An 11,641-nucleotide genomic window follows, 5' to 3' on the forward strand; every position below is an offset into this window, starting at 1 on the left:
ATTGAGATGGCCACTGCGTTGCAACGGCGTGTGAACGCCGATGGGGAGGGCGCGACAATGCTGCCCCAGCCCTATCTGCTGTTCCTGGGCGACACGACCGAGGCGGGTTTTGCCAAGACCGCGTTCGGGCTGGCGGATTGGGCAGCGGATCGCTGCGTGGGGGAACTGGGGGTCGCTGGTTGTACGGTGACGACCGGGCTGCCCCATCTGTCGCCCGCCGAAGCAAAGGCTGCGGGCGCGCGGTCGCTGCTGATCGGGGTCGCCAATCAGGGCGGGGTGATCGGCGAAAGCTGGATCGCATCGCTGGTCGCGGCGATGGAGGCGGGGCTGGACATCGTCAGCGGGCTGCACGTCCGGCTGGCGAGCGTGCCCGAGCTGGCAGCTACGGCGGCACGAACCGGGCAACGGCTGATCGACGTGCGCACCCCGCCGTCGGACATTCCCATCGCAACCGGACGCAGGCGCAGCGGCAAACGGTTGCTGACGGTCGGCACCGATTGTGCGCTGGGCAAGAAATACACCGCGCTGGCGCTGCACCGGGCATTCGTCGCACGCGAGATCGATGCGGACTTCCGCGCGACGGGGCAGACCGGCATCATGATCGCCGGAGGGGGGATCCCGATGGACGCGGTGATTTCGGATTTCGAGGCGGGGGCGGCGGAAATGCTGAGTCCCGATGCGGCGGACGGCCATTGGGATCTGGTCGAGGGTCAGGGGTCGATCTATCACCCGGCCTATGCGGCGGTTTCGCTCGGCCTGTTGCATGGCAGCCAGCCCGACGTGTTCGTCGTATGCCATGATCCGGCGCGCGAGCATGTGCTGGGGCTGGAGGGATACAGCCTGCCCAGCATTGAGGATGTCATTGACCTGACCATCCGGCTGGGATCGCGGACCAATCCGGCGATCCGTTGCGGCGGGGTCAGCTTCAACACGTCGCGCTACAGCGAAGCGGCGGCGACCGCGCTGATGGCAGCGGAGAGCGAGCGGCTGGGGATGCCCGTCGCCGATCCGATCCGCGGCGGCGCGGCGTTCGACGCGCTCGTCGACAGCTGCCTCGCATGAGCCCGGGCGGCGGGTCGAGCTGGTTCCAGCGCTTCCTGCTGCCCGGCTTCGCGCTGAAAGCGGTCATCATCGGCGGCGGCTATGCCACCGGCCGCGAGCTGGCCGAGTATTTCGTGCCCGCCGGGCCGTGGGGCGGGCTTGCCGCCATGCTGCTGGCGACGGCGATCTGGAGCATCGTCGCAGCGCTGACCTTCGCGCTCGCTCGTGCGCTGAACGCCTATGACTATCGCAGCTTCTTTCAGGCATTGCTGGGCCCGGCATGGATCGCGTTCGAGGTTGCGTATCTGATCTTCGTCATCCTGATCCTCGCCGTGTTCGGCGCAGCGGCGGGGGCGATCGGGGCGGCGACCTTCGGCTGGCCCGAAGTGGCGGGGTCGGTGCTGCTGGCGGTCGGGATCGTCGCCACCACTGCGCTCGGCACCGGCGCGGTCGAGCAGCTGTTCAAATGGGTCTCGTTCCTGCTCTATGGCGTCTATGCGCTGTTTCTGGTGCTGGCGCTGGCCAGTTTCGGCGGGCTGATCGGCGAAGGGTTCGCCGCCGCGCCGCCGCCGTCAGGCAACTGGATCGCAGGCGGGCTGACCTATGCCAGCTACAACATCGTCGGCGCGGTCGTGATCCTGCCGGTGCTGCGGCATCTGACCAGCCAGCGCGATGCGGTAGTTTCCGGGCTGATCGCCGGCCCGCTGGCGATGTTGCCCGCAATCCTGTTCTTCGTCGCGATGATGGCCTTCTATCCGCAGATCGGGGCGGAGGCATTGCCGTCCGATTTCCTGCTGCGGATGATGGGCATCCCCGCATTTCACCTGCTGTTCCAGATCATGATTTTCGCCGCCCTGCTCGAAAGCGGCGCGGGCGCGGTGCATGCGGTCAACGAACGGATTTCGGGTGCGGTCGAGGCAAGTGGACGCCCAGCGCTGGGCACCCGCGCACGCGCAGCGATCGGCGTCGGCATCCTGACCGGCTGCATGTTCGTCGCCGCGCGGATCGGCCTGATCGACCTGATTGCCAGCGGTTACCGCTTCCTCGCCTGGATGTTTCTGGGGGTCTATCTCGTGCCGTTGCTGACGATCGGCGTCTGGCGACTGTTTCGTACCAAATCCAAGGAATCGCTGCCATGAAGCCGATCCATCTGCTGGCTCTAAGCCTGCTCGCGTTTGCGACTCCGGCGGCGGCCGATCCGCCCGGCGATCTGGCGGCAAAGGTCGAGGCGCTACGCAAAAAGGTCGGCGCAACCGGCATCTCGATCGCCATCGTCGAGAATGGCAAAACCACGCTGTCGCGCGGCTGGGGCGAGCGCAAGCTGGGCGAGAGCGCCAAGGTCGACAGCGCCACGATTTTCCAGACCGGATCGACCGGCAAGGCGATGACTGCCGCCGCGCTCGCCATCCTCGTCGATGAAGGCAAGATCGCGTGGGACGATCCGGTCATCAAGCATATGCCGTGGTTCCGCATGCATGACGCCTGGGTGACGCGTGAGATCACTGTCCGCGACCTGCTGGTCCATCGCAGCGGGCTGGGGCTGGGACAGGGCGACTTGATGTTCGTGCCGCGCACCTATCTCACCCGCAAGCAGACGGTCGAGCGCGTCGCGCATTTGAAGCCGAAGACCAGTTTCCGCGCCGCCTATGCCTATGACAATATCCTCTATGCCGTCGCGGGACAGCTGATCGAGGAAGTCACCGGCAAGACATGGGAGGTGTTCATGCGCGACCGCGTGCTGCGCGCCGGAGGCATGAAGCACGCGACCAGCGACAGCGAGGACCGCTTCCGCATCGCTAACCGCTCCTGGCCGCACGCCCGCCTGTCGGGGGCTTTGCGTGGCCTCGGCCCGCAGCAAGTGCTCGACGAGCGCGACGAACTGGGCCGCAATGGCGCACCCGCAGGCGGCATCGCAATGAGCGCGGACGACATGGCCGCGTGGCTGAAAATCCAGCTGGGCTATGGCGCGCTGCCCGACGGCAGACGTCTGTTCAGCGAGAAGCAGGCGAAGGAAATGTGGAACCCGGTGGTGACGATGCCGATCACCCCCCTGCCCGCCTCGCTCGCGCCAGCCATGCCGAATTATCAGGCCTATGCGCTGGGCTGGCAGGTTCAGGATTATCGCGGCCACCGCATTGTCGCGCATAGCGGTGGCGTGTTTGGATCGATCACCCGCGTGGTGATGGTGCCGGACAAGAACATCGCTTTCGCAATCATGCTGAATTCCGAGGACAGCGGGCTGCTGCTCGGCCTCTACTACATGCTGCTCGACCATTATCTGGACGTGCCGGACTATGACTGGCCGACGAAGTGGCAGAGCTGGTACGAGGCACGGCTGGAAGGCGGCCGGGCGTTCGTGGCACAGGCCAAGGCGACACCGGTCAAGGTGGGTCCGTCGCTCGACCCGGCGCGCTATGCCGGTCGTTATCGCGATCCCTGGTATGGCGACATCGTCGTGGCATCGACCCCGGCGGGCCTGACGATCGACTTCACCTCGACCCCGCGCATGAAAGGGCGGCTGAAGCACTGGCAATATGACAGCTTCGTCAGCGAGTATGACGACAAGGCGATCGAGCCAGCCTATGTCACCTTCGCGCTCGATGCCGATGGCAAGGTGACCGGGGTGACGATGAAGGCCGTCAGCCCGATCGCGGACTTCAGCTGGGATTTTCACGATCTCGACCTAAAGCCGGTATCGGAGGCCGCGAAGTGAGGCGCGTCGCCACCCTACTTGGCGCGTGTGTCTTGTCGGCCTGTGCGACGACCTCGCAGACCGCAAGCGATCCGGCCGCACTGCACAGCCGCATGCTCACGCTCGACACGCATCTCGACACGCCATTGCATTTCGGGCGTGCGGGGTGGCGGTTCGACGTCGCGCACGATCTGGCGAGCGATATGTCGCAAGTCGATGGCGGGCGGATGAGGGCGGGCGCGCTCGATGGCGGCTTCTTCGTCATCTATACCGATCAGGGGCCGCTGACGGCGAAAGGCTATGCCGATGCGCTGGCGTTCGCGCGCGCGCGGTCCGACCTGATCGACCGCACGATTGCGACCTATCCAAAGCTGGTCGCGCCTGCGCTCACTGCTGATGATGCTCGGCGGCTGAACCGCGAGGGAAAGCTGATCGCATTCAGGTCGATCGAGAACAGCTACCCCTTGGGCGAGGACCTGTCGCTGCTCGCCGAATTCCGCGCAAAGGGCGTGCGGATGGCCGGGCCGGTGCACGGCAAGAACAACCAGTTCGCCGACAGCGCGACCGACACGCCGCGCTGGAATGGCCTCAGCGCGCTCGGCCGCAAATGGGTCGCGGAGATGAACCGGCTGGGGATGGTGATCGACGCCAGCCATGCGTCGGACGCCGCGTTCGACCAGCTGCTGGAGCTGTCGAAAACGCCGATCATCCTGTCGCACTCCAGCCTGAAATCGGCTTACGACCACCCACGCAATCTGGACGAAGGGCGGCTGCGCAAGCTGGCGGCCAAGGGCGGTGCGATGTGTGTTTCCACCATCTATATGTCGGAAATGAACCTGTCGGCCGAACGCGCCGATCTGTTCGGCAAATACGAGGCGATCGGCACGATGACGCCCGCCGAACAGGGCGACCTCACCCGTCGCTGGCGCGATCTGGATACCCGCGAGAAGATGTGGGCGTCCGATTTCGAGAAATTCATGGCGATGCTGTTGCGCGCGATCGATGTGGCCGGGGTCGATCATATCTGCATCGGCGCGGACTGGGACGGCGGCGGCGGCCTCGACGGGATCGAGGATATCACCGCATTGCCCAAGGTCACGGCACGGTTGAAGGCGGCGGGTTACAGCGACGCCGATATCGAGAAGATCTGGAGCGGCAATGTGCTGCGGATTCTCGCGGCACAGCGCGGCGCTTAAGGGCTCAACGAAGTCATTGAGGCGCCCATCGCGCCCCAATCTCGCCCGAAAAATGGTGCTGCCGGTGAGGATTGAACTCACGACCTCAGCCTTACCAAGGATGCGCTCTACCACTGAGCTACGGCAGCACTCGGGCAGGGGCGGCGTGTCCGGCCCCGCGCGGGAGCGGCCCTTTCGCGCGGGCACGGCCCATTGTCAAGGCGAAGGCGGCGGGTTTATCGGTATCGTCATGACTGACGCCGACAAAAACGCCCGCCGCGCCGCCGCGCTCCGCGAAAATCTGCGCAAACGCAAGGCGCAGGCGCGGGAAACGGCCACCGTGCCGCCGGTCGCCGAAGACAAACCTATCGAGCGGTGATCGGGCGGCACTTCGCCTCCAGCCACACCCGCTCGTCCGGCGACAGTTGCGGGCCGAGCACCTCCAGCACCTTCGCGTGATAGCCGTCGAGCCAGCGGCGCTCCTCCTCGCTCAACAGTCCCGGTTCGATCAGCCCGCGCTCGATCGGGCAAAAGGTCAGCGTCTCGAACCCCAGCATCGGCGATTCCGCGCCCGGAATGTCCTGTTCGGTCACCAGCACCAGATTTTCGATACGGATGCCGAACTCGCCCGCCTTATAGTAACCCGGCTCGTTCGACAGGAACATGCCCGCGCACAGCGGCTCGGACGGCCCACCGCCGGGATAGCTGGGCGCGGCGATGCGCTGCGGCCCTTCATGTACCGACAGATACGCGCCGACGCCGTGGCCGGTGCCGTGGCCATAATCGCAGCCGACCTCCCATAGCGGCCGCCGCGCGAACGCGTCGATCTGGCCACCCGTGGTCCCTTCCGGGAACACGGCGGTGGCAATGGCGATATGCCCCTTCAGCACGCGGGTGAAGCGGTCGCGCATTTCCTGCGTCGGTTCCCCCACCGGGATCACACGGGTCACATCGGTGGTGCCGTCGGCATATTGCCCGCCCGAGTCGACAAGATACAGCTGGCCGGTCTCGACGGCCAGGCTCGATTCGTCGGTCACCTTGTAATGCGGGATCGCGCCGTTCGGCCCGGTTGCAGAGATGGTGTCGAACGACAGATCCTTCAGCACGCCGGTTTCCTCGCGGAACGCCTGAAGCCGGTCGGCGGCGGACATTTCGGTAATGCCGCCCTTGGGCATTTCCGCCTCCGCCCATTTCAGGAAGCGGGCGAGCGCCGCGCCGTCGCGGGCCTGGGCTGCCTTGTGGCCGGAAATCTCAACGTCGTTCTTGATCGCCTTGGCCAGCACCACCGGATCGCGCACCTGCAAGAGTTTCGCGCCGCCAGCGTCGAGCGCATCGAAGATCGCCGCCACGGCGCGCTCCGGATCGACCGCCACTCGCTTGCCCGCGAATGCCGCCAGTGCGGGGGCGAACGCGCTACGTTCATGGATGCGCACGGCATTGCCCAGATGCTGCGCGACATCGTCACCCACCTTCTCGCGCGCCACGAACAGGTCGGCGGTGCCGTCATTGTTGACGATGGCATAGGCCAGCGCGACCGGCGTATGGCTGACGTCATCGCCGCGCACATTGAACGCCCAGGCGATCGAATCGAGCGCGGACAGCACCACCGCGTCGGCCTTGCGCTCGGCCAGCCAGTCGGCGATATCGGCGCGCTTGGCGGCGCTGGTCTTGCCTGCCGTGGTATCGGCCTGCACGCTCAATTTCGCGTCGGACGGCTGCGGCCGCTCGGCCCAGACGGCGTCGATCGGGTTTGCGGTCACCGCGACCAGCTCCGCGCCCTTCTCGGCCAGCGCCTTGCGCGCTTCCTCGACCCAGCCGCGCGTATGCAGCCACGGGTCGTATCCGATCCGCCCGCCATTCGGCGCATGCTCGCCCAGCCACGCCGCGATGCTGACCTGCGGCACCGGCACATAGTCCCAATGCGCACCATCGACCTGCTGACGCACCTGCAACGTATAGCGCCCGTCGGTGAAGATCGCCGCCGCCTCCGGCAACACCACCGCGCTCCCGGCGCTACCCTGAAACCCGGTCAGCCAGCCCAGCCGCTGGGCATAGCCGCCAACATATTCGCTCATATGCTCATCGGTCAGCGGCACGACAAAGCCGTCGAGGCGGTCACGCTTCAGCTGCGCGCGCAGCGCGGTCAGACGATCGGCATAGCTGGACATTCTCATAACCCTCAAACGCGACATTGCCGGGTGGCTGGCCGCCCATATGGGATACTGCGACGCCCGGAGAATAGCCGATCTCTAGGCCCACTCGCCCCCGTTTTCAAAGAGGGCGCGCGCGGAAGTTAATGGTCGGGCCACATGTGCCGGGTTGAAACGTCGCCAAATCGGGGGTGGCCACGCGCCATCCGACCCCGCATCAGGCAGGTTGAGTTATGGAGTCGTTGTAATGCGTGCGTGGATGTTCAGGGCGGCGGCCGGGGCCGGCTTCGTTGCCGCCGCAGTGGCTGTGACCACCCTGCTCCCCGCCAGCGAACCCGCGCGCACCGCCGTGCCAACGGCACCGCGCCCGACTGTCGCGGCGCCGGCAGTGGCGGTGGCACCATCTGCACCCGCCCCGGCACCTGTTACCGCACCGGCTACCCCCGAAGCGCTGATCGTCAAGCGCATCCTCGATATCCCCGGCCCGATCCGTTTCGGCGAATATTATTGGGACGCGGACACTGCCAAGACACCCGGCCCGTTGATTATTACCGTCGATCTGGAGGCCGAGACGATGTCGGTGTTCCGCGACGGCTATGAAATCGGCGCCACGGCGGTGCTGTTCGGCGCGGACGAGAAGCCGACTCCGGTCGGAATTTATCCGATCACGCAGAAAAAGGTGCATCACATCTCGAACCTGTATGGCGCGCCGATGCCGTACATGATGCGCCTGACCAACGACGGCGTCGCCATCCATGCGTCGGAGGTCGAGCTGGGCGCGGCGACGCATGGCTGTATCGGCGTGCCGCTGCCCTTCGCCAAATTGTTGTTCGCACAGGCAAAGCTGGGCGACCGCGTCATCATCACGCGCGGCAAAAGGCTGGGTGTCGGCGGCATGATCTCGGGCGGCTGACGGGCATTTTTCCGCAGGCTGCTTTGGTGTAGCATCGCCCCGGGGACGTCAGGGGGATCGACGCATGAGCCAGCTTCCGGCAGCGGTTTCGACACCGGGTCCATTGGCGCATCCTTCCCCGCCGCGCGGCATGCTGGCGCGGATCGGCGGCGCGGCCTCACGGCTGTTTCACACCGGCGCATCCGGCGCGGCGCGCGGACTGGAGGCGGCGGGCGTCGCGGCGGAGCGCGTGCGGTTGCGGCTGTTCATCGTCATCCTCGCGCTGGCGGGGCTGATCGTGCTCGGCGCGCTGTTTCGCAGCATCGGCTGGGGGGGAGCCAATTATGCGCTGATCGCGCTGGCGGGCGCAGGCGCTTTATGGGCGGCGCTCAGCCCGCTGCATCTGGCCGGGCTGCTGTTGGTCGGCGGCGGCGTGGCGGCGGTACGCGGGGCGGCGGACGCACAGGCGGCGATGCTCGGCTATGCGCGGCTGCTCGGGCGGCTGTTGCTCGGCTTCCTCGCCATCCTGTTCCTGTTCGCGCTGGCACCGGGCGATACCTCGTTCCTCGCGTCGATGCGGCTGGTCCTGTTCGGCTCCGTCGCGGTGCTGGCAATCATGCTGTTCGGCCGCGTTGAGCCGAGGATCGAGCGCGGGCTGTTCGTCGGCCTGCCGCTGGCTGCGCTGGCGGTCGCGCTCGCCAATATGCTGGTCCCCGAATCGGTGCTCGCGCGGCTGGGCATTCCGGCGTGGCTGCGTGCGCCGCGTCCGCAGGATGAGGAACTGGCGCGGATCGAGCGGGCGATCGAAACGCGCCGCAATGCCGCGCGTGCCGCCACGCTGCGGACGATCCGCGAAAAGGTCGAACGCGGCGAACCGCTCACCCCCGCCGATCAGGCGGCAATCGCGCAGGCCCAGCGCGACCGTGTGACCCTCACCGGCTGGGCCGATGCGCGTTATCAGGCGGTGCTGGCCGAGGTGCAGCGGCGCATGGCCGCGCCCGCCGACGCCGCCAAGCCGCTCCAGACCGTGGCGCTGACGGGCAGCCTCATCGCCCCCTCCCCTGGCTGGTCCGCCCCGCTGCCGGTCCCGGCCGGAATGCGCGTCTGCACCGCCAGTCCCACAGGGGAGCGTGCCTATACGACGCAATGCCATTTGACCGGCGATGCTGCCGATCGCTGGCAGCTACGGCGCAGCGGACGCTGCGTCGCAGGGGCTGTCGATCGCGTGCGGTTTGAGGGGCGCGGGCGGGCGCAGACGGTCCGCTATCGCCTGAGCGACGCCGCGAAGTCCTGCCCGACAGTATGACCCGCTATTCGCTGATCTTCACCGGCTTTCCCACCGCCGCCGCCGCGATCTGTGCCGGAGAGAATGGGAACCGCGCCCAGCCCTTCTTCGAGTACAGCCGCGTCTGATCGGCATAGAAGGGCGATGCCGGGTCGGGTGACTGCGAATAGCTCAGCACCGTATCCGCAACCGGCCCGTCTGCGTCGAACCCGACCACCTGCACATAGCTTGAGCCATGCCGCGGCGTCACGCCACCGGAGGCGGGTAGCGACATCTGAACGTTGAGTACGCCGAGCGCGCCGTCGCCGCCATGCACCGGAATCCGCTCGGCGCCGCGCTGCGCATATTGGACGTCGCCCCAGCGCGCATTGAGCGCGATGCCCGCCTTGGTCACCTCCGCCGCCGCTGCTTTCAGCGGCGCGATCAGCTTCACGCCGGTCTCGCCGCTCGTCACCAGATCGCGCGGCGTGTTGACCGGATCCTTCACGTCGAACGGCACCGCCCAGATGCCGGGGATGCCCCGCGCCTTCATCCAGAAGCGGTCGAACAGCCACGCGCCCCGGCTGTCGAGATCGTAACGGCGATCCCATTTGCCCAGCGCGGCACAGGCATCGGCCACCTCGGCGTTGCCCTTGCACGCCGCCAGCATCGGGCCGGTCGCCAGATCGGCAGCCAGGCTCTTGTTTGCGAACGCCATGGCCTGTGCGCGTGCATGATCGACCTTGCCGCCCGCGATCAGCGCGTGGGTCTCGATAAAGCCCGAACGCGTGCGCAGCGACACCTGCTTCTCCGCATCGCCCAGCATCGGCGACAGCGGCGTGTGGGGCGCGCGCGGATTGCTCAGCCAGTAACTGTCGTTCATGTTCGCCACGTAATCGCGGCGCTGCTGGATTGCCTGATCGCTGGCAGGCATCAGGCCGGGAACCGGCGTCCCCGCCGCTACATCCCAGTCGCACGCCGATCTCGACCCGTCGAGCAGGATCGCGCTGCGGGCGACCAGCGCCGAGATCGGCGTCGCGCACGCCTTGATCTTCTCCGCCGACACGTTCGGCACGGCGGTGACATCGGCATGCATCGCGTCGCCATTGCGGTCGGCAACGATGGTGTTGACCCACGGAATGCCCAAAGTCTGCGTCACCCCCGCACGCACATCGGCCACGTTGCGCGACCGCGCGATCCGCACCCATGCGCCAAGCCCGCGCTGATTGCCCTGATTGGCATCGCGCATCGTGAACGCCATTGTTTTGGTCCAGTTCGCGCCCGCCGCCGGAATCGTGATGACCGGCCCGAAGCGTGTGGAATAGAGCGTGCGCGTCACCGCCGCCGCACCGTCCGGCATCGGCACGCTGACAGTTTTCGACGTCATCTTGTGCGGCTTGCCGTCGACCAGATAGATCGTCGGATCGGTGGCATCGAGCTTCAGCTGATACAGTGTGAAATGCCGCGCCGCCGTTACCGTATGCGTCCAGGCGATGTCGCGGTTGAAACCCAACGTCGGCAGCGGCGATCCGGCGATGCCGACGCCCGCCACGTCAAGCTGGCCGGGGATCGTCACCTGCATCTGCCAGAAACGGCTGGGGCCGGACCACGGAAAATGGGGGTTGCCGATCAGCATGCCGCGCTGGTCCGCCGTCACGTCGCCGCCGAATGCCCAGCCATTGCTGCCGATCCCCAATTCGCCCGGATCGGGCAGGCGCATGCCGGTCTTGACCGCCGGAGCAGCCCCCGGCGGGGTCGCCCCCGCAATCGCCGGGGCCAGCGCCAGCGAACTTGCCAACAGCATCTGCTTTTCATTCAGCCGCAGCGTGTCGTCGGCGGTGATCGGCCGCACCCATGCCTTGCCCCGGCACTCGGCCGGAACGCCGCCCGGGCCGATATCGCGCAGATACCGGTTATAGCCCGCGACATAACCCGCGACGAGCGCCAGCACTTCCCGGCCCTGCGACCGCACGCCCTTGCGCAAGGCGGGCAGATCGACCGCGCCGCGAAAGAACACGTCCGAGGTCAAATTATCGACCGTCTGGAACCCCAGGGTCGCGCTTTCCTTCGGCCCGAAATGCAGCGAGCGTTCGCCCGCGACGGTCGCAAATTCCTCGGCGATCATGCACAGATTGTCCTGCGCATAGGCATAGCCGACGCCGTAACCCGCCCCGCGCCAGTCCCTTGCGGTGATGTGCGCGATGCCGTGCGTGGTGCGCACGATCGTCGCATCGTAACGCTTCGCCTGGGCAGCACCGCCCACCAGCGTCATTCCGACAGCCGCCGCCAACATCGCGTACTTCATTCCACTCTCCCGATCCTGTCGGGATCATGGCCCAGACCTTACGTTCGCGGCAAGCCGTTCATGGGGTAATGCCCCATCTTCGACGCTTACCGCTATCCACCGTCGCCATGCTGCATTAGGCT

Annotated in this window: 9 protein-coding genes and 1 tRNA gene; 7 read left to right on the forward strand and 3 right to left on the reverse strand. The window is 66.8% G+C overall.

Going from position 1 to position 11,641, the window contains the following annotated elements:
- Positions 1–6: 6 nt before the first annotated feature.
- The 4 genes from U1702_RS11620 to U1702_RS11635 are packed head-to-tail and all read left to right on the forward strand — an operon-like array spanning position 7 to position 4,929.
- On the forward strand, positions 7–1,062 hold the full coding sequence (locus U1702_RS11620; protein WP_332724777.1) for an N-acetyltransferase DgcN family protein: 1,056 nt from the start codon (positions 7–9) through the stop codon (positions 1,060–1,062).
- Entirely contained in the window at positions 1,059–2,180 is a 1,122-nt protein-coding gene (locus U1702_RS11625) for a YkvI family membrane protein (protein ID WP_332724779.1), read from the forward strand. The genes U1702_RS11620 and U1702_RS11625 overlap by 4 nt, the downstream gene beginning before the upstream one ends.
- On the forward strand, positions 2,177–3,754 hold the full coding sequence (locus U1702_RS11630) for a serine hydrolase (protein ID WP_332724780.1): 1,578 nt from the start codon (positions 2,177–2,179) through the stop codon (positions 3,752–3,754). Before U1702_RS11625 ends, U1702_RS11630 begins: the two co-directional genes overlap by 4 nt.
- Positions 3,751–4,929 (forward strand): dipeptidase, encoded by a 1,179-nt coding sequence (locus tag U1702_RS11635; protein WP_332724782.1) that lies wholly within the window; start codon positions 3,751–3,753, stop codon positions 4,927–4,929. Before U1702_RS11630 ends, U1702_RS11635 begins: the two co-directional genes overlap by 4 nt.
- A gap of 53 nt (positions 4,930–4,982) precedes the next feature.
- On the opposite strand, the gene U1702_RS11640 is transcribed toward U1702_RS11635, so the two are convergent.
- Positions 4,983–5,057: transfer RNA gene (locus tag U1702_RS11640), tRNA-Thr, on the reverse strand.
- A gap of 101 nt (positions 5,058–5,158) precedes the next feature.
- Here U1702_RS11640 and U1702_RS11645 point away from each other — a divergent pair.
- On the forward strand, positions 5,159–5,287 hold the full coding sequence (locus tag U1702_RS11645) for a hypothetical protein (protein ID WP_332724784.1): 129 nt from the start codon (positions 5,159–5,161) through the stop codon (positions 5,285–5,287).
- Here U1702_RS11645 and U1702_RS11650 read toward each other — a convergent pair.
- On the reverse strand, positions 5,274–7,076 hold the full coding sequence (locus U1702_RS11650; protein WP_332724786.1) for an aminopeptidase P family protein: 1,803 nt from the start codon (positions 7,074–7,076) through the stop codon (positions 5,274–5,276). The genes U1702_RS11645 and U1702_RS11650 overlap by 14 nt on opposite strands.
- A gap of 229 nt (positions 7,077–7,305) precedes the next feature.
- Between U1702_RS11650 and U1702_RS11655 the strand changes: the two genes are divergently transcribed.
- Together U1702_RS11655 and U1702_RS11660 are read left to right on the forward strand one after the other, a co-directional pair.
- Positions 7,306–7,971 carry a L,D-transpeptidase family protein gene (locus U1702_RS11655; RefSeq protein WP_332724788.1) on the forward strand — a complete coding sequence of 222 codons (666 nt, stop codon included), beginning with the start codon at positions 7,306–7,308 and terminating at the stop codon, positions 7,969–7,971.
- A gap of 64 nt (positions 7,972–8,035) precedes the next feature.
- On the forward strand, positions 8,036–9,256 hold the full coding sequence (locus tag U1702_RS11660) for a hypothetical protein (RefSeq protein WP_332724790.1): 1,221 nt from the start codon (positions 8,036–8,038) through the stop codon (positions 9,254–9,256).
- A 4-nt stretch (positions 9,257–9,260) separates the two neighbouring features.
- On the opposite strand, the gene U1702_RS11665 is transcribed toward U1702_RS11660, so the two are convergent.
- Positions 9,261–11,519, reverse strand: coding sequence for a penicillin acylase family protein (locus U1702_RS11665; RefSeq protein ID WP_332724792.1), 2,259 nt, complete (start codon positions 11,517–11,519; stop codon positions 9,261–9,263).
- Positions 11,520–11,641: the final 122 nt, after the last annotated feature.

Origin of the sequence: Sphingomonas sp. LT1P40 (assembly GCF_036663835.1) — a bacterium.
Taxonomy (GTDB): domain Bacteria; phylum Pseudomonadota; class Alphaproteobacteria; order Sphingomonadales; family Sphingomonadaceae; genus Sphingomonas.